We start from the raw sequence: 17,252 nt of genomic DNA, 5'->3' as shown, positions 1-17,252 counted from the left end.
TGCGCGATCCGGACTAGGGTGGAGGCTATGAGACGCGCAAAGATTGTTGCCACGTTCGGTCCTGCGATCGCCAGCTACGAGAACACCGTGGCCGTGCTGCGCGCGGGCGTTGACGTGGCCCGCATGAACATGAGCCACGGCGACCACTCGGTCCACAACAACACTTATGAGAACGTGCGCCGCGCCGCGGAGGAGCTGGGCAAGGCCGTCGGAATCTTTGCGGACCTGCAGGGTCCGAAGATCCGGCTCGGCCGGTTCGAGGACGGTCCCCATTTCCTCAACGTCGGGGACACCTTCACCATCACCGTCGAAGACGTTCCCGGCACGGCCGAGATCGTCTCCACCACGCACAAGGGCCTGCCCCAGGACGTGCAGGTCGGCGACATCCTGCTGATTGACGACGGCAAGGTCTCGCTGCGGGCCACCGCCGTCGACGACACCAAGGTCGTCACCGAAGTTGTGGTCCCCGGGCCCGTGTCCAACAACAAGGGCATCAACCTGCCCGGCGTGGCCGTTAACGTCCCCGCCCTGAGCGACAAGGACGAGGAGGACCTGCGCTGGGCCCTGCGCCGCGGCGTCGACATGGTCGCCCTGTCCTTCGTCCGCAACGCCGTCGACGTCCGCCGCGTGCATGAAGTGATGGACGAGGAAGGCCGGCGGATCCCGGTCATCGCCAAGATTGAGAAGCCCCAGGCCGTCGATGCCCTCGAGGAAATCATCGACGCCTTCGACGCCATCATGGTGGCCCGCGGCGACCTCGGGGTCGAGCTTCCCCTGGAGGACGTCCCCCTCGTCCAGAAGCGTGCCATCGAACTGGCCCGCCGCTGGGCCAAGCCCGTTATCGTCGCCACGCAGGTCCTCGAATCGATGATCGAGTCCCCGCGGCCGACCCGCGCCGAGGCCTCGGACTGCGCCAACGCGGTGCTCGACGGCGCGGACGCCGTGATGCTCTCCGGCGAGACCTCGGTGGGCAAGTACCCGATCGAAACCGTGAAGACGATGGCCCGCATCATCGAGTCCACCGAGGAGCACGGCCTGAACCGGGTGCCGCCGCTGGGCTCCAAGCCCCGCACCCGCGGCGGAGCGATCACCCGTGCCGCCGTCGAGATTGCCGACCAGCTCGACGCGAAGTACATCTGTACCTTTACCCAGTCCGGTGATTCCGCCCGCCGCCTGGCCCGCCTGCGGCCGGTCAAGCCGGTGTTCGCCTTCACTCCGATGGAGTCGACGCTGAACTACATGTCGCTGTTCTGGGGCATCCAGCCGATGCTGGTCGAGTTCGCCGAGCACACCGACCAGATGACCGCCCAGGTGGACCGCACTCTCTACGAGGGCGGGCTGGTCGAGCTCGATGACCTGGTGGTCATCGCCGCCGGGTCCCCGCCCGGACAGGCCGGCTCCACGAACTCGCTGAAGGTGCACAAGGTCGGCGACATTGCCGATGCCGGGCAGCGGTTCGAAGGCCAGCAGAAGGTCAAGGAAAAGGTCGGCCCCTGGCCGTCCAAGAAGACCAAGGCCCGCCCCATCTAAGGCAGGGCAGGTACGCGAAGAGCCCCGTCCCTTACGGACGGGGCTCTTCGTGCGTCCGCGCCGGCGGCGGAGGAGCGGGGCGGGTGCTAGTTGACCTGGTTGATGATTGTTTCGGCGACTTCGCGCATGCTCAGGCGCCGATCCATGGAGGTCTTCTGGATCCATCGGAACGCCTCGGGCTCGGTCAGGCCCATCTTGGTGGTCAGCAGCGACTTGGCGCGCTCCACGAGCTTGCGGGTGGCGAACTGTTCCTTCAGGTCGCCGACCTCCTGCTCCAGAGCACGGATCTCCTCGTGGCGGGACAGGGCAATCTCGATGGCGGGGGTCAGGTCCGCCGGCGTGAAGGGCTTGACCACATAGGCCATGGCCCCGGCCTCGCGGGCGCGCTCCACCAGTTCCTTCTGGCTGAAGGCGGTCAGCAGGACCACCGGGGCAATGCGGGCCTTGACGATCTTCTCCGCAGCGCTGATCCCGTCCATGACCGGCATCTTGACGTCCATCAGCACCAGGTCGGGCTTGAGCTCCTCAGCCATCTGCACGGCCTTCTCGCCGTTGTCGGCCTCGCCGACGACCTCGTAGCCCTCGCCGCGGAGGATTTCGACAATGTCGAGGCGGATCAGGGTTTCGTCCTCGGCGACGAGGACGCGGCGGGCCGGCGCCGCGGCGGCGGGGGTTTCGGAAGACTCGGACACAGGTGCTCCTCAGGTGCGGATTCGTCACTGGCCGGCGCTGCCGCCGGTTTCTCCCATTCAGCCTATCGCCATGTACAGTGGATCTGCGTAAGAGCGGCAGCGATCCTTTTTTGATCCGCGCCACATCACGCGCCCGAATGGCGGAATTGGCAGACGCGCCGCACTCAAAATGCGGTATCGAAAGGTGTGTGGGTTCGAGTCCCACTTCGGGCACCAGGTTCCCAATCCCGGAGGTCGGCGTGGCGGATAACCCAGTGCAGGCGCACGACGAGCTGGGCGAAGTGGATGACCACGAGGCCACCGAAACCATCTCCACGGGAAGCCTGCCCGACGCCGATACCATCCGCCGCCTCCTGCGCGAGGCCTACCGCAGATACGCCGGAGACGACGACGGCGCGGTGGCGGACCATATCCCGTCCCTCGCGGAGGCCGATCCCCGCCTCTTCGGCATCAGCCTGACCAGCATCGAGGGCGACGTCTACAGCGTCGGAGACACGGCCCATACCTTCACCATCCAGTCCATCTCCAAGGCCTTTGTCTTCGCGCTGGCCTGCCGGGAGCTGGGCCACGAGCCGGTCCGCAGCACCGTGGGCGTGAACAACACCGGGCTGCCGTTCGACTCGGTGATGGCCCTGGAACTGAACGGCGGCCACCCCATGAACCCGATGGTCAACGCCGGGGCGCTGGCGACCTCCGCGCTGGTGCCCGGCGAAGACCTCGAGGCGAAGTGGGCCTTCATCCGGGACGGGCTCAGCAGGTTCGCCGGCCGGAGGCTGGAGCTGGACGAAGACGCCTGGGCTTCGGAACAGGCGGCCAACCAGCGCAACACCGGAATCGCGAGGCTGCTGGAGAGCCACGGGCGCATGGATTTCGACGCCGCCGACGCCACCGACCTCTTCACCCGCCAGTGCTCGTTGCTCGTGACGGCTGAGGACCTGTCCGCCATGGGAGCCACCCTCTCCGCCGGCGGCGTGAACCCGGTCACCGGCGACGAGGTGGTGGGACCCGAAGTCGCCCGGGACACCCTGGCCGTGCTCGCCTCCACCGGAATGTACGAGGCCAGCGGGGACTGGCTGTTCGAGATCGGGCTGCCGGCCAAGAGCGGGGTGTCCGGCGGCGTCGTCACCGTGGCACCGGGAAAGGGCGGGCTTGCCACGTACTCAGCCCCGCTGGACGACGCCGGCACCAGCGTCCGCGGCCAGCTTGCCGCAGGTTTCCTCTCCGCCCGGCTTGGGCTGAACCTCTTCGCCTCCAGGCCGGCGGCGCAGCGGGCGGCCCGCGGGGACTGAGCCCGACCTGCCGGCTGCCTGCCGGGCGTACCTGCATCTTGCCAAGTGCCGTCGAATGCAGTGAGGTGGGTCAATGGCCGCAAAGACGATCGTCCTGACCGGAGCCAGCGACGGGATCGGCGCCGCCGCTGCCGCTGAGCTCCGCCGACGCGGACACCGGGTGGTGCTGGTGGGCCGTTCCCCGGAGAAGACACGGCAGGTGGCCGGGCAGCTGGAGGCGCCCTGGCATCTGGCCGACTTCGCGGACCTGTCTTCAGTGCGTGCGCTGGCCGTGGACCTGCTGGCCGGCTATCCGCGCATCGACGTGCTCGCCAACAATGCGGGGGCGATCTTCGGCCGGGAGCGCCAGGTGAGCGCCGACGGGCATGAGATGACGTTCCAGGTGAACTATCTGGCACCGTTCCTGCTCACCCGGCTGCTGACCGACCGGCTGATCGAATCCCGCGGCACCGTCATCAACACCTCGAGCACCGCCAACCGGCTTTTCGGCAAGCTGGACCTGGACGACCTGGAATCCGAGCGGAACTACGAGCCGCGCCGCGCGTACGGGAACAGCAAGCTGGAACAGATCATGTTCACCTTCGAGCTGGACCGGCGGTACCGCAGCCACGGGCTGACCTCCACCGCCTTCCACCCGGGAGTCATTGCGAGCAACTTCTCCGGGGCGGCCGGATCGGCCATGCACGCGGCCTACCATACGCCGCTGCGCCGGCTGCTCGGCACCCCGGAGAAGGGCGCCCGGACACTGGTGTTCCTGGCCGACGGCACCCCCGGCGAGGATTACCCCACCGGCCGCTACTTCGCCCGCTGCCGGCCGGCCCGGCCGAACCGGCAGGCGCGCAGCGGCACCCTCGACCTGGCCCTGTGGAACCGCACGGCGGCGATGCTGCAGCAGCACTGAGGCCGCCGCCCCGGTCGCCGCCGTCGGCCGCAGTGCTATCCGCCCAGCCTGCGCAGCAGGGCAGCCAGGACCGGCAGCTGGCCCTTGACCAGCATCCTGCGGGCATCCGCCGCCGCGAACCAGCCGGCGTCGTCCATTTCCGGGTACTCGCGGAATCGGCCGGAGCCGCGGGGCCACTCCAGCTGGAAGGTGTTGCCGGAGATCACCGCGGGGGAGAAGTCCGCCTGGGCCGTGAACACGGTGACGACCTTGCCGGAGGACTGCCGGAACGCCCCGAGTCCGACGTAGTCCGCCTCCGGGGCAGCGTGGCCCATCTCCTCGGCGAACTCCCTCCGGGCCGCCGTGAGCGGATCCTCGCCCGGAAGGATCTCGCCCTTGGGAATCGACCAGGCATGCTCCTGCCTGCGGGCCCAGAACGGGCCGCCCATATGTCCCAGCCAGACTTCCGGGTCGTCGGGCCGCAGCCGATACAACAGGATTCCGGCGCTCTGCACGGCCATGGTGCCTCCTGCCCGCCGGTCCGTCCGGCCAGGCTGATCGTACGGCCTCGGGCAGAATGGAAGGGTGTTCCCGCAGCCTAACTCCGTCCCCGGCCCCTTCGACCTTCCCCGCATCGGCAGCGGGTTGGTCTTCGCCCGGTCCCTGCCGGAGCTGGCGCAGGCCCTTGGAACGCCCGGTTCAGCAGCCGTGGTGCAGGCACCGCCCGGCACGGGAAAGACCACCCTGGTACCACCGCTGGCGGCGAACCTCGCAGCAGGCCGGGGCAGCGGCGGCGGCAGGGTGCTGGTCACCCAGCCCCGGCGGGTGGCCGTGCGCTCCGCCGCCCGCCGGCTGGCCGCTCTCGACGGAAGCGCGGTGGGGGGTCGGGTCGGCTACAGCGTGCGCGGGGAACACCGTGCCGGCGCGGAGACGCTGGTTGAATTCCTCACTCCGGGCCTGCTGCTGCGCCGGCTGCTGGCGGATCCCGGCCTGGCCGGCGCGTCGGCCGTCGTACTTGACGAGGTCCATGAGCGGGGCCTGGACACGGACCTGCTGCTGGGCCTGCTGGGCGAAGTCCGCCAGCTGCGCCCCGACCTGACCCTGGCCGCGATGTCCGCCACCCTCGACGCGGCCCGTTTTGCCGCGCTGCTCGGCGACGGGGAGCCCGAGGCGGTGCCGGTGGTTGACAGTCCGGCCGCGCTGTATCCGCTCGAGATCAGATGGACGCCGGGCCGGGGCCCGCGGCTCGATGAACGCGGCGTGCGGCGGGAGTTCCTGGCGCACGTGGCTGCCACGGCCGCGGCCGGGCACGCAGAGCTGGGCCTCGCTGAGCCGGGCGCTGACACCCTGGTGTTCCTTCCGGGTGCGCGCGAGGTGGCCGACGTCGCCGCCCGGCTGCGCAGCGGGGCCTCCGGCGCCGTCGAGGTCCTGGAACTGCACGGCCAGGTCGCCGCCGCCCTCCAGGACCGCGCGGTCGGCGGTCGCGGGGAGGGCGATCCCTCCCGCATCATCGTCTCGACGGCGCTGGCCGAGTCCTCCCTGACGGTGCCGGGGGTACGGCTGGTCGTCGACTCCGGACTGTCCCGGGAAGTGCGCAGGGATGCGGCGCGGGGCATGAGCGGCCTGGTCACGGTGTCCGCGTCCCGGGCCTCCGCGGACCAGCGGGCCGGCCGTGCCGCCCGGCAGGGGCCGGGGGCCGTGATCCGCTGCTACGACCAGGCGGCCTACGCGGCAGCCCCGGCCCACCCGACGCCGGAGATCGCCGCAGCCGACCTGGCCGGCGCGGCCCTGCTGCTGGCCTGCTGGGGCACGCCGGAGGGCCGCGGCCTGGCGCTGCCGGACGCCCCGCCCGCCGCCGCGATGGCCGACGCCGTGGCCGTGCTGCGGGAACTGGGTGCCGTTGACGGGTCGGGCCTGGCAACGCCGCTGGGCCGCCGGCTGGCGGAGGTTCCGGCCGACCCGCGCCTTGCCCGCGCCCTGCTCGACGGCGCCGCATCGGTGGGCGCGACGGCGGCGGCCGAAGTGGTAGCCATGGTGTCCTCGGACTTCCGCCCGGACGGCGCCGACCTGCCCGGACTGCTGGCGGCCCTCCGGCGCGGCAGCGAACCGGGAGCCGAGAGGTGGCGCGGGGACGTGCGCCGCCTGTCGGACCTTGCCGGCTCCGTGCGCGGGCAGCGGTCCACAGCGGGCAACGCTGCGGGCCGGGTGGTGGCCCTCGCCTTCCCGGACCGGGTGGCCCGCCGGGTACCTGGTGACGGGCCGGAACAATACCTGCTGGCCTCGGGCACGCGTGCAGGCCTGCCTGCCGGCAGCCGCCTCGCCGGGCAGCCCTGGCTGGCCGTGGCCGAGGTCAGCCGCGCGGCCGGCAGGTCGGCGGCCGGCACCGGAGCCCTGATCCGGGCCGCGGCCCCGATCGAACCGGCGGACGCCGAAGCGGCAGCCCGGACCCTGATGACCGAGCAGGTGCACGCACGCTTCACCGATGGACGGGTGACCGCCCGGAAGGTGCGGAGGCTGGGCGCCATCATCCTGTCCGACACGCCGGTGCGCGCCTCGCGGGAGGAGGGCCGGTCCGCCGTCGCCCAGGCGCTGCGCGAGGGCGGCCTGGACATCATCGGCTTCTCGGAGGCAGCCGACGGCCTGTGCCGCAGGATGGCACTGCTCCACCGGGAGCTTGGCGCGCCGTGGCCGGACGTCTCCGACACCGCACTGCTGGGCAACCTCGAGGACTGGCTGCTCCCTGAGCTGGAAGCCCTGGCGCAGGGACGGACGGCCGCGGACGTGGACCTGACGGAACCGCTGCGCCGCCTGCTGCCGTGGCCGCAGGCGGCGGACTTCGACGAGCTGGCGCCTGAACGGCTTCAGGTACCCAGCGGCTCCCGGGTGCGGATCGCCTACCCGGAGCCCGGGGACCCGCAGGCGAGGCCGGTCGTCGCGGTGAAGCTGCAGGAATGCTTTGGATGGGCCCGGACCCCGCGGCTGGTCTGTGGTCGGGTCCCGGTGCTGTTCCACCTGCTCTCACCGGCACGGCGGCCGCTGGCGGTCACCGATGACCTGGAGTCCTTCTGGAACGGTCCGTACCGGCAGGTCAGAGCCGAGATGCGTGGACGGTACCCCCGGCATCCCTGGCCGGAGGACCCGTGGTCGGTGCCGGCGACGGCCAGCACCAAGCCGCGGGCGTGATTCGACGCGGTCAGGGCAATGGAGCCGGCCGGGTGAAGGCGGGGCTCCCACGGCTGTTGAGCCGGAACGCCGGTCGCACCGGAACGGCGGTTAAACGAAAACGGACACCCGGCCCCGAAGGGACCGAATGTCCGTTTCCTGCTCCTGCTGTTCCGGCGCCGGGGCGTCGGAGCAGCAGCTACGCTACGCGGTAGTAGGCCGCGCCGGAGCCGACGTTGGCGGAGTTGATGACGGTCTGGTTGCCGTTCCAGCCGCTGTGGATGGCCTGGCCGTCGCCGATGTAGATGGCGATGTGGGCGAAGCCCATGCCGCCGTCGGCGTAGTAGATCAGGTCACCCGGCTGCGGGTCGGACACGGGGGTGCCGTAGGCAGCCAGCTGGGCCGGGGCCAGGTCGCCCACGGAGTGGCCGGCGGCGCGCAGCGCCACCTCGACCAGGACGGTGCAGTCCTGGACGGCGCCCATCTGGGCGTAGGCCGAGTTGAGGATGACCTGATTGGTGGCCGAGGCAGCCGTGGCCGCGGGGGCCGGGGTCACGTCGACGGACTGGGTGCTGAAGGTGCCCAGGTCAGCCGGAGCAGCCGCAGGCGCCGGAGCGGCGTAGGTCTCGGTGTAGGAGGCGGCGGCGTACTCGACCGCTGCCGGTGCGGCGGTGGCCTCGCCGGCGTAGGTGATGACGTCGCCCGGGTAGATGATGGACTCCATGCCCAGCCCGTTCAGGCTGAAGATGCTGTCCAGGCTCACGCCGTAGGTGGCGGCAATCTGGCCGAGGGTGTCTCCGGAAACCACGGTGTGGGTGCCGGCCGGCGCTGTTTCCGCGGCGACGGTCTCCACGGCCGGGGCAGGTGCGGCGGCCACGGGAGCGGCGGGTGCCGCAGCCGGAGCCGGGGTGTAGGAATCGTTGGCGATGACGCCGGCCTGGGCCGGGGCGGCCATGCCGAGCATCAGGCCGGACCCTGCGGCAACTGCGGCAGCGGTTCCTCCGATGGTGCGTCCGCGGCCGAGGGCGGCCTTGGAGATGGTCAGCCAGGCGGAAGTCTCTGCGCGGTGGCGTGCACGGGTATTGGACATGTTGTTACCTCTCCCTGTACCTGCGAGGTGAGCTGTCGGATGCGGATGGGAGTCACCCGGCTGCCGGAAGGCCGGCAAGCTTAACCCCTAGGATTCGTGGAACCCGGAACTGGTTCCCCCGCCCCTGCCATGGTTTTGATCTTTGGACCTCGGAACCGGTGGCAAGGTTCGGTATCCGGCCGAGGGCGCCGCGCTGGGGGAGCGGCACTTGAAGAACACTACACATCGATCACGGTTTGATAACCATTGGATATCGGGTTTGTTATTAAGCTCTCAGAACTTGACGCGGTACCGTCTGCACGATACTCGAAACGTCGTCGCAGGTCAGGTCGGGAGTTCGGGCTGCGGGTCTGCGAAACGCCCGGATTCGCTTCGGCGGCAAAGATTACGGCCTGCCCTTGACCGCATCGTGCGGGAGTGATCCGCTCGACGTGCCGCAGCGCCGTCTCGGGACGGATTGAGCCTTCCTCCACGGGAAGCGCCCGCCTCGCGCTGACTGCGGAGGCGGGCCGCGGTAGCGTCAAAACGTGGCCAGACCCCCGGGCGTGCTCCACGGACATCCCCGCCGCCGTCCTCCTCCTGCCCGGACCGTGCTGGGGGGATTCGCAGCCGCGGCCGCGGCGGGAACAGGGCTGCTCCTTCTTCCCGGCGCCACCGAGGGGCCCGGCGCGGCTGCGTTCATCGAGGCGCTGTTCACGGCGGTTTCCGCGCTCTGCGTCACCGGACTGATCGTCGTCGACACCCCGGGACACTGGAGCAGCTTCGGCGAGGCCGTGATCCTCGTGCTGATCCAGATCGGCGGGCTGGGGGTGATGACCACCGGCGCCGTCATCGGCCTGGCGGTCGCGAGGCGGCTCAGCCTCCGCACCAGGCTCACCGCGGCGGCCGAAGCCGGCGGCGGGCGGCCGGTGAACGCGCCTGCGGTGATCCTCGGCGTCGTCCGCATCACGCTGCTGACCGAGGCCGCCGTCGCGGTGATCCTTACGCTGCAGTTCGGCCTTACCTACCGCATGCCCTTTGGGCAGGCGTTGTGGTACGGGGTTTTCCACGCCGTCTCGGCCTTCAACAACGCAGGCTTTTCCCTGTTCAGCGACAACCTTGCGGGCTTCGCGGCGGATCCGGTGGTCTGCCTGTCCATCAGTGCCGCGGTGATCCTCGGCGGACTGGGCTTCCCGGTGCTGATGCAGCTGCGCCGCCATCTGTTCACGCCGCTGGCCTGGTCGCTGAACACCCGCCTTGTCCTGCTGGGAACGGGAGTGCTGCTGGCGGCCGGCACCCTGCTGGTGCTGCTGGTCGAAAGCGGCAACCCGCGGACCCTGGGACCGCTGAGCTGGCCGGCCCGCCTGCTGGCCGCCTTCTTCCAATCGGTGCAGACGCGCACGGCCGGGTTCTCCAGCATCAACATCGCCGAGATGGATCCACTGTCCTGGCTCGGCATGGATCTCCTCATGTTCATCGGCGGCGGCCCGGCCGGCACGGCCGGAGGCATCAAGGTCACCACCTTCATGGTGCTGGTCTACGTCGTGGCCGCCGAGCTGCGCGGCGGTGCGTCCGTGGCCATGCTCGGCAAGCGGCTCGGCAGCCAGGTACCGCGGGAGGCGATCACCCTGCTGCTGGCGGCGGTCAGCCTGGTCCTGGCCGCAACCGCGTTCCTGATGGCCGTGACTGACTTCGGGCTGGACGTGCTGCTGCTCGAAACCACCTCCGCCTTCGGCACAGTCGGGCTCAGCGCGGGCATCTCCGCCGCCCTCGGGCCGGTCGGGCAGTCCGTGCTGGTCGTGCTGATGTTCATCGGCAGGCTGGGCCCGCTCCTCCTGGCGGCGGGCCTCGCCCTGCGCAGCCGCAGGTCCCTCTACGAGCTGCCGGAAGAGAGGCCGATCATTGGCTAAGCGCAGGCTCCTGCCGGGAAACCGGCCGGCCCGGATGGCGGGGACGGACGCGGTCGCGATCATCGGCCTCGGCAGGTTCGGCCGCTCGGTGGCACTGGAACTGATGGCGAACGGCACGGATGTCCTGGGCATCGACCATCGCCCCCAGGTTATCCAGGCGCTGGACGGCCGGCTGACCTACGTTGTGACGGCCGATGCCACCGACGAACAGGTCCTCCGCGACCTTTCCATCCCTGACTTCGAACGCGTGGTGGTCGCGATCGGCAGCGACGTCGGCATGAGCGTGCTCACCACGTCGCTGCTGCTGCGCTTCGGGATCCCGCAGATCTGGGCGGAGGCGGTCAGCGAAGCGCACGGTACCATCCTCGACCAGCTGGGTATCCGGCATGTGATTTTCCCCGAGTCCGACATGGGGCGGCGGGTCGCCCACCTGGTCAGCGGCGGCGTGCTTGACTACTCGCAGATCGGCGGGGATTTCGCCGTGGTGGAGACGGCGCCCCACCGGGCCATCCGCGATATTCCCCTGCAGCAGGCCGCGATCCTGGACCGCTACGGGGTCGCGGTGGTCGCTGTCCGCAAGGGGACGGGAGCCTGGCGCTTCGTCACGCCGCGGACCGTGCTCGAGGCGGACGACACGGTGCTGGTGGCCGGTCCCGCCGCCAGCGTCGAGAGGTTCGACCGGCTCTAGGCGTACCCGTCCGGCAGCGGCCTGATGGCCGGTTCCACCCGGCGGGAGAACGGACGCGGTGGGCAAGGGCGCAGTCGAGGGGCACAATGCCCGTGGGGTGCCGGAGAATACGGCCTCCTGCCTCCCCGGGCAGGGGAAAGCCATACCACCGGAACGAAGAGGAACCGACGAACAGGGAAACAGGAGAAGTCATGGAAAGCAGATCGGATTTTCTCAGCGGCGTGATGATCGGCGGCTTGGCCGTCAGCGGGGTCGCATTCGCAGGACTGGCCGTTGGGGCAGCCGCGATCGGCAAGCTGGCAATCCGCCGGGCCGCCCTGGGCGACGTCGTCGTCAAGCGGCTGCGGATCGGGGAACTCGACGTCCGGCGTTCCGTGGGCGTGGGGCTCGTCCCCGAGGCGCTGGACCTGGGCTCGGAGCCCGGAAGCGGACCGGGCTCCGCGGCGCCCCTTCCGGGGCCGTCCGTCTGAGCACCGGCTGGTTAGGAGCCGGCGCCTGCGTCCGGGGTTCGGCGCCCGACGTCGTCCCGCCCTTCGGCGTCAGGGGAGGCCGGGGCGGGGGCAAGCTGTTCCACCCGCACCTCCCATGGGCGCAGGACACGGGCGTCGCCGCTGTCCGCATAGTTGCCGAGCATCCGGCGGCCGGTGCGCTGGCCGGCGGGAAGCTCCAGGTCCTCCGCCGACACGTTGCCCAGCACGAGCAGCTCCTCGCCCTGGAGCGAACGCACATAGGCGAGCAGCCGCGGGTGGGCTGACTGGACGAGCCGGAATTCGCCGAGGGAGACCACCCTGGACTTGTGCCGGAGTCGGATCAGCCGCCGGTAGTAGCGGAAGATCGACTTCTCCGCTGCGCGGTCCGCCGCGACATTGATGCGGCGGTAGTTCGGGTTGACGTCGATCCAGGGCGTGCCGTTCGTGAACCCGGCATTGGGGGCGTCGGACCACTGCATCGGTGTCCGCGCGTTGTCGCGGCTGCTGCGCGCGAGCGTCCGCAGCGCGGAGGCGGAACTGATCCCGCTGCGCAGGGCCTCCTCGTAGTAGCTGATGGACTCCAGGTCCCGGTACTGCCCGATCTCGGTGAAGCCGGCATTGGTCATGCCGATTTCCTCCCCCTGGTAGATGAAGGGGGTGCCCCGCTGCAGGTGGAGGAGCGTGGCCCACAGGGTGGCGGACTCGTAGCGGTACCGGCCGTCGTCGCCGAACCGGGACACCGGGCGCGGCTGGTCGTGGTTGCCGAGGTAGAGGCTGTTCCAGCCCCGTTCGGCAAGGCCGCGCTGCCAGCGGTTCCACACGGCCTTCAGCGCCAGGAGATCCAGCGGGCGGTGCTCCCATTTCCCGCCGGGCCCCTGGTCCACCCGCATGTGCTCGAACTGGAAGACCATGTCCAGTTCACCGCGAAGGGGATCGGTAAACAGGGCCGCCTCGTCCACGGTGACGCCCTCGGTCTCGCCCACCGCGAGGTAGCCCTCGTCCCGGAAAGCGAACACGGCCCGCACCATCTCCTGGACGAACTCGTGGACCCTGGGCCCGGAGGTGAAGTACGGGGCGCCGTTGGCGTACATTCCGGTGCCCTGGACGGAGCTGTCCGGCAGTCCCGGCACCTTGGAGATGAAGTTGATGGCGTCCATGCGGAACCCGTCGACGCCGCGGTCCAGCCACCAGTTCATCATTTCGTAGATGCGCGTCCGCACCCGCGTGCTCTCCCAGTTCAGGTCCGGCTGGTGGCGGCTGAACAGGTGCAGGTAGTACTGCTCGGTCCGCGCATCGTAGGTCCACGCCGAACCGCCGAAGAACGACCCCCAGTTGTTGGGCTCGGCGCCGGGCTCGTCGGGGGAGAAGCCCTGCCGGGGCTCCCGCCAGAAGTAGGAGTCCCGGGAGATGTTCTGCCGTGAGGAGGCGGAGACCTGGAAGGCCTGATGCTCGTCGGAGGTGTGGTTGACCACCAGGTCCATGATCAGCTTCATGCCCCGGCGATGGACCTGCCTCAGCAGTTCCTCGTACTCCTCCTCGGTTCCGAACCGGGAGTCGATCCGGCGGTAGTTGCTGATGTCGTAGCCGTTGTCCATCTGCGGAGACTGATGGATGGGCGAGAGCCAGAGGACATCCACGCCCAGGTCGCTGAGGTGGTCCAGGTGCGCGATGATTCCCGGAACGTCACCCACGCCGTCGTCGGTGGTGTCCGCGAAGCTGCGGGTATAGATCTGGTAGACCACCGCGTTGGTCCACCAGGCCGGGCGGTACGGGTTCCTCATCTGCCGCCGGTCCTTTCGCTCCTCTTCGGGAGAACGACGCCGGAACCGCCGGGGCGGTGCGTACCGCCAGTCTAGGGACCGGGCCGCGCGGAGGGCAGGGGCAGGCCCTGGTCTGCGCCGTCAGCGCAGCCGGTAGGTGGGCTCCCGAAGGGTGCAGGCGCATATCCGGTGCCGGCGTTCGGGGCAGAACGGATCGTAGACGGCCGGTTCCAGCCGCCCGGTCAGCGGCCGGGGAGAACAAATGCAGGTGCACGGTGCGCCCACGCGGATCAGCCTTTCCTTGCCAGCCTGCCCGTCGGCAGGAACGGGTGGTGCCGGCGCCGCGGCAACACCGGGCGGGCCGGAGCCTGGCCGCAGCCGCCTACCAGCAATCTACTCCGCTCCGGCGCGGGCTCCGGCCCGCCCGCCCGACGGCGGTGACCGGCACCACATCGGTGCAGTAGCGTGGACGCATGCCGCGCGAAGCCACCACCCTGACCGTTCCCGGACCCGCAGGAGACCGCGAGGTCCGCATCTCCAGTCCCGGGCGCGTCGTGTTCCCTGCCGTCGGGCTCACCAAGCTGGACCTGGCGCGCTACGTGATGGAGGTCAGCGGCGCCTTCCTCGCCGCGAACGGCGACAGGCCGGTGTCGCTGCAGCGGTTTCCCGGCGACATCGACGGCGAGATGTTCTTCTCCAAGAACCCGCCCCGCGGCGCCCCGGAGTATGTCCAGGCCGTCACCGTGGTCTATCCCAGCGCGCGCTCGCATCCGCAGGTGGTTCTGACCGAGCCGGCTGCTGCCGTGTGGGCGGTGCAGATGAACACCGTGGTGTTCCATCCCTGGCCGTCGCGCGCCGGAAACACGGACAACCCGGACCAGCTTCGGATCGACCTGGATCCGCAGCCGGGCACCGGGTTCGACGACGCGGTGCCCGCCGCCCTTGAACTGCGGAAGGTCCTGGCCGAGGCCGGGCTGCAGGCCTGGATCAAGACCTCCGGGAACCGCGGCCTGCACGTGTTCGCGCCGATCGAACCGCAGTGGGAGTTCCTCGACGTCCGGCACGCGGTGATCGCCGCCGCCCGTGAACTTGAACGGCGGATGCCGGGCCGGGTGACCACCGCCTGGTGGAAGGAGGAGCGGGGGGAACGGGTGTTCGTGGACTTCAACCAGGCCAACCGCGACCGCACCATGGCCGGAGCCTACAGCCCCCGCGCCCTGCCGCACGCCCCCGTGTCCTGCCCCCTGGCCTGGGAGGAACTTGAACACGTGCAGCCGGCACAGTTCACGGTCCGCACCGTTCCGGAACGGCTTCGCTCCGTCGGCGACCCGTGGGCGCAGTTCAGCCGGTCCCCGGGCCGGATCGACACCCTGCTGCAGTGGTGGGAACGGGACCTGGCCAACGGGCTGGGCGAGGAGCCCTTCCCGCCGGACTATCCCAAAATGCCCGGCGAGCCGCCGCGGGTGCAGCCAAGCCGGGCGCGCCGGCCCGACCCGGCATAGGCTGGCAGGAGCAACGCCGCCTGCCGGGGGAGGGCGCCAACCACTGGAAAAGGAGCACAACATGATCGGATTCATCGTCGCCGGCCTCGTGATCGGCGCCCTGGCCCGCCTGTTCAAGCCCGGCAAGCAGAACCTGGGCATCGTCGCCACCCTGCTGCTCGGCCTGGCCGGCTCCGTCATCGGCGGCAGTATCGCGTCGTTCCTGGGCACCGGAGACATCTTCGAGCTGAACATCCTCGGGTTCATCATCGCGGTGATCTGCGCCGTGCTGCTGATCGGCGTCGCCGAATCCCTGGCCGGCCGCAACCGCAGCGGCCGGGCCTAGGTACCGGGCGGGACGCCGTCGGGCCCGGGTTTCCGGTCCCCGGCGGCGTTCCGTGCCTGAGGCCCTGCGCGGACGCGCGGCCGAAGCTAGAGTCGGGGGATCATGGCAGCCATCTCAGTGGTCATCCCTTCCCGGAACGATGCGGCCTTCCTCAGCGCCTGCCTGGCGGCCCTCGCCGTCCAGACCCGGCCGGCGGACGAGGTGCTTGTCGTGGACAATGCCAGCACCGACGCCACGGCGCAGGTCTGTGCCGATACCGGGGTGCGGCGCCTGCTGCACCCGGTTCCCGGCGTCACCGCCGCCACCGCAGCCGGCCTGGATGCTGCCTCCGGAGACCTGCTGGCCCGGCTTGATGCGGACTCGGTTCCGCCGCGCCGGTGGCTTGAGCAGCTGGAACGCCTCTTCGACGCCGACCCGGGACTGGCCGCCGTCACCGGACCGGGCGAGTTCTACGGCGGCGGGCCCCTGGCGGCCCTGGCCGGCCGCACCGTCTACATCGGCGGCTACCACCGCGTGGTGGGGCTGCTGCTGGGCCACCCGCCGCTCTTCGGATCCAACTTCGCCATCCGTGCCGAAGCCTGGAGGCGGATCAGCGGACGCGTCGTACGGACCGACCCGCGGGTGCACGACGACCTGCACATCTCCTACCTGATCGAGCCGGACATGGAGGTCTGCTGGGATCCGGACCTGCGCGTCGGCGTCTCAGCGCGTCCCCTGCAGAGCTGGGCGGGACTGCGCCGCCGCCTGGCCATGGCATATGCGACGTTCCGGCTCGACTTCGGCCGGCAGCCGCCGCTGGCCCGGCGGCGGGAGCGGATCCATCGCCGTCGTCGGCTCCCGCATGCAGTGCCCGCCCGCCATCGGCGGCCCGGCGCGTAGGCCGGCCGTTCGGCTGTCCTGTCCTCAGGAAGCCGACGCAGTGAACAGGCGGAGCAGGTCCAGCGAGAGCAGATGGGGAGAGTTCTCGCAGGGGCTGTGCCCGGTGCGGTAGATACCCAGCCGCGCGCCGATGGAGCGGGCGAACCTGCGGTGCAGCGCCAGCGGCCAGATATCGCTTCCGCCCACGGCCACGAACAGGGGCACAGGAACATTCCGGAGGGCGCCGCGGAGGTCGGGCACAGCCTTCATCAACCCCACGATGTCGGCAATGGAGCTGCGCCTCGTCCGGGCAAACCGCCGCTCGACGAAGGCCAGCCGGTCCGGCGGTGCCGGCACGAAGTTTCGCCGGACGCCCCACACGATGAGGGCGGCGCTGAGCCGCCGGCCGACCAGCGGGCTGAGCCAGCCGATCCACCGGACCCTGGCCAGGCTCTGCCCGGGTACCGGCGGGCAGCTCAGCAGCGTCAGGCTCCGGAACAGGTCCGGCCGCAGGACCAGAGCGGCCTGTGCCACCACGCCGGCAAAGGAGTATCCGGTGACGTGCGCCGGTCCGGTCCGCTCCAGGACGGCCAGCAGGTCACCCACGAACAGGCTCAGGTCGTACCGCCTTTCCGGCGGGTCCAACTGCTCCGGGCCCGCCGCCGCCGACTCATACTGACCGGCCATGTCGAAGGACAGCGCCCGGTAACCGGCAGCTGCCAGTAGGGGCAGCATCAGGGTGAAGTCCTCCTTGGACCCCATGACTCCCGGCACCAGAACCACCGGAACGCCGTCGTCCGGCCCCAGCTCGAGTGCCGCGAGGTGGCCGCTGGGAACCTCGAACGCGAGCCGGCGGGAGCCGTCCGGCGGGCGGGCCCAGTCGACGGGGCCCAGGGCGGCGTCCCTGGCGGCAGCCGCCTTCCGCGCAGTGCCGCGGATGCCGGGCCCGGCAGGAGCAGGCTCGACGGCGGTGCGGCCGGACGCGGCGGAGGGGCCCGCGGTGCCGGCCGGCGCGTCTCCGGGGGTCCGTGCTGCATGGGCGCCTTCGCGCAGCGCCGTCGCGGTCTCCGCCTTATCCGGCATCCGCCCTCCCTCCTTGTCCGGCCGGGCCGGGCGG

15 protein-coding genes, 1 tRNA gene and 1 riboswitch are annotated in these 17,252 nt (G+C 70.6%); of the genes, 11 read left to right on the top strand and 5 right to left on the bottom strand.

Annotated elements, in window-relative coordinates:
* The first annotated feature begins 27 nt into the window (after positions 1-27).
* Positions 28-1,530, top strand: a complete 1,503-nt coding sequence (pyk, locus tag AC5RUW_RS06640) for a pyruvate kinase (protein ID WP_494159950.1) — start codon at positions 28-30, stop codon at positions 1,528-1,530.
* Positions 1,531-1,616: 86 nt separating this feature from the next.
* On the opposite strand, the gene AC5RUW_RS06635 is transcribed toward pyk, so the two are convergent.
* A complete protein-coding gene (locus tag AC5RUW_RS06635) occupies positions 1,617-2,222 on the bottom strand; it encodes an ANTAR domain-containing response regulator (RefSeq protein WP_494006889.1) in 606 nt (201 codons plus the stop codon).
* A 131-nt stretch (positions 2,223-2,353) separates the two neighbouring features.
* Here AC5RUW_RS06635 and AC5RUW_RS06630 point away from each other — a divergent pair.
* The 3 genes from AC5RUW_RS06630 to AC5RUW_RS06620 all read left to right on the top strand — a co-directional run bounded on the left by AC5RUW_RS06630 (position 2,354) and on the right by AC5RUW_RS06620 (position 4,412).
* Positions 2,354-2,438 (top strand) — tRNA-Leu (locus AC5RUW_RS06630).
* 23 nt (positions 2,439-2,461) lie between these two features.
* A complete protein-coding gene (glsA, locus tag AC5RUW_RS06625; protein WP_494159949.1) occupies positions 2,462-3,511 on the top strand; it encodes a glutaminase A in 1,050 nt (349 codons plus the stop codon).
* A 73-nt stretch (positions 3,512-3,584) separates the two neighbouring features.
* Positions 3,585-4,412 carry an SDR family NAD(P)-dependent oxidoreductase gene (locus tag AC5RUW_RS06620; RefSeq protein ID WP_494159948.1) on the top strand — a complete coding sequence of 276 codons (828 nt, stop codon included), beginning with the start codon at positions 3,585-3,587 and terminating at the stop codon, positions 4,410-4,412.
* 35 nt (positions 4,413-4,447) lie between these two features.
* On the opposite strand, the gene AC5RUW_RS06615 is transcribed toward AC5RUW_RS06620, so the two are convergent.
* The gene (locus AC5RUW_RS06615) at positions 4,448-4,912 is read right to left on the bottom strand and encodes an NUDIX hydrolase (protein WP_494159947.1); all 465 of its coding nucleotides are present in this window, start codon (positions 4,910-4,912) and stop codon (positions 4,448-4,450) included.
* A 64-nt stretch (positions 4,913-4,976) separates the two neighbouring features.
* Between AC5RUW_RS06615 and hrpB the strand changes: the two genes are divergently transcribed.
* Complete coding sequence (gene hrpB / locus AC5RUW_RS06610) at positions 4,977-7,574, top strand: ATP-dependent helicase HrpB (protein WP_494159946.1); 2,598 nt, start codon at positions 4,977-4,979, stop codon at positions 7,572-7,574.
* Between the two features lie 178 nt (positions 7,575-7,752).
* On the opposite strand, the gene AC5RUW_RS06605 is transcribed toward hrpB, so the two are convergent.
* Positions 7,753-8,643, bottom strand: a complete 891-nt coding sequence (locus AC5RUW_RS06605) for a LysM peptidoglycan-binding domain-containing protein (RefSeq protein ID WP_494159945.1) — start codon at positions 8,641-8,643, stop codon at positions 7,753-7,755.
* A gap of 3 nt (positions 8,644-8,646) precedes the next feature.
* Positions 8,647-8,793, bottom strand: a riboswitch (cyclic di-AMP (ydaO/yuaA leader).
* 377 nt (positions 8,794-9,170) lie between these two features.
* On the opposite strand from AC5RUW_RS06605, the gene AC5RUW_RS06600 reads away from it, so the two are divergent.
* The 3 genes from AC5RUW_RS06600 to AC5RUW_RS06590 all read left to right on the top strand — a co-directional run bounded on the left by AC5RUW_RS06600 (position 9,171) and on the right by AC5RUW_RS06590 (position 11,690).
* Positions 9,171-10,532: a TrkH family potassium uptake protein gene (locus AC5RUW_RS06600; protein ID WP_494159944.1), complete on the top strand. Its 1,362-nt coding sequence runs from the start codon at positions 9,171-9,173 to the stop codon at positions 10,530-10,532.
* Positions 10,525-11,220, top strand: coding sequence for a potassium channel family protein (locus AC5RUW_RS06595; RefSeq protein ID WP_494159943.1), 696 nt, complete (start codon positions 10,525-10,527; stop codon positions 11,218-11,220). Before AC5RUW_RS06600 ends, AC5RUW_RS06595 begins: the two co-directional genes overlap by 8 nt.
* A 191-nt stretch (positions 11,221-11,411) precedes the next feature.
* The gene (locus tag AC5RUW_RS06590) at positions 11,412-11,690 is read left to right on the top strand and encodes a hypothetical protein (RefSeq protein ID WP_494159942.1); all 279 of its coding nucleotides are present in this window, start codon (positions 11,412-11,414) and stop codon (positions 11,688-11,690) included.
* Positions 11,691-11,701: 11 nt separating this feature from the next.
* On the opposite strand, the gene AC5RUW_RS06585 is transcribed toward AC5RUW_RS06590, so the two are convergent.
* Positions 11,702-13,471 (bottom strand): glycoside hydrolase family 13 protein, encoded by a 1,770-nt coding sequence (locus AC5RUW_RS06585; RefSeq protein WP_494159941.1) that lies wholly within the window; start codon positions 13,469-13,471, stop codon positions 11,702-11,704.
* 452 nt (positions 13,472-13,923) lie between these two features.
* Between AC5RUW_RS06585 and ligD the strand changes: the two genes are divergently transcribed.
* The 3 genes from ligD (at position 13,924) to AC5RUW_RS06570 (ending at position 16,156) form a co-directional block, all read left to right on the top strand.
* Positions 13,924-14,952 carry a non-homologous end-joining DNA ligase gene (gene ligD / locus AC5RUW_RS06580; RefSeq protein WP_494159940.1) on the top strand — a complete coding sequence of 343 codons (1,029 nt, stop codon included), beginning with the start codon at positions 13,924-13,926 and terminating at the stop codon, positions 14,950-14,952.
* A 61-nt stretch (positions 14,953-15,013) separates the two neighbouring features.
* Positions 15,014-15,277 (top strand): GlsB/YeaQ/YmgE family stress response membrane protein, encoded by a 264-nt coding sequence (locus AC5RUW_RS06575; RefSeq protein WP_494006901.1) that lies wholly within the window; start codon positions 15,014-15,016, stop codon positions 15,275-15,277.
* A gap of 102 nt (positions 15,278-15,379) precedes the next feature.
* Positions 15,380-16,156 carry a glycosyltransferase family 2 protein gene (locus tag AC5RUW_RS06570; protein WP_494159939.1) on the top strand — a complete coding sequence of 259 codons (777 nt, stop codon included), beginning with the start codon at positions 15,380-15,382 and terminating at the stop codon, positions 16,154-16,156.
* Positions 16,157-16,180: 24 nt separating this feature from the next.
* Here AC5RUW_RS06570 and AC5RUW_RS06565 read toward each other — a convergent pair whose 3' ends face one another.
* Complete coding sequence (locus AC5RUW_RS06565; protein WP_494159938.1) at positions 16,181-17,218, bottom strand: alpha/beta fold hydrolase; 1,038 nt, start codon at positions 17,216-17,218, stop codon at positions 16,181-16,183.
* Positions 17,219-17,252 lie beyond the last annotated feature (34 nt).

It is taken from the genome of Arthrobacter sp. Y3222053 (assembly GCF_059092805.1).
Note: the sequence above shows the minus strand (reverse complement) of the source record. Positions and strands in the feature narration are given on the sequence as shown.

Bases quoted from the DNA above. Each gene is read 5' to 3' on its own strand.
- pyk (WP_494159950.1), top strand. From the start codon at position 28: ATGAGACGCGCAAAGATTGTTGCCACGTTCGGTCCTGCGATCGCCAGC.
- AC5RUW_RS06620 (WP_494159948.1), top strand. From the start codon at position 3,585: ATGGCCGCAAAGACGATCGTCCTGACCGGAGCCAGCGACGGGATCGGC.
- AC5RUW_RS06615 (WP_494159947.1), bottom strand. From the start codon at position 4,912: ATGGCCGTGCAGAGCGCCGGAATCCTGTTGTATCGGCTGCGGCCCGAC.
- AC5RUW_RS06605 (WP_494159945.1), bottom strand. From the start codon at position 8,643: ATGTCCAATACCCGTGCACGCCACCGCGCAGAGACTTCCGCCTGGCTG.
- AC5RUW_RS06590 (WP_494159942.1), top strand. From the start codon at position 11,412: ATGGAAAGCAGATCGGATTTTCTCAGCGGCGTGATGATCGGCGGCTTG.
- AC5RUW_RS06585 (WP_494159941.1), bottom strand. From the start codon at position 13,471: ATGAGGAACCCGTACCGCCCGGCCTGGTGGACCAACGCGGTGGTCTAC.
- ligD (WP_494159940.1), top strand. From the start codon at position 13,924: ATGCCGCGCGAAGCCACCACCCTGACCGTTCCCGGACCCGCAGGAGAC.
- AC5RUW_RS06575 (WP_494006901.1), top strand. From the start codon at position 15,014: ATGATCGGATTCATCGTCGCCGGCCTCGTGATCGGCGCCCTGGCCCGC.
- AC5RUW_RS06570 (WP_494159939.1), top strand. From the start codon at position 15,380: ATGGCAGCCATCTCAGTGGTCATCCCTTCCCGGAACGATGCGGCCTTC.
- AC5RUW_RS06565 (WP_494159938.1), bottom strand. From the start codon at position 17,218: ATGCCGGATAAGGCGGAGACCGCGACGGCGCTGCGCGAAGGCGCCCAT.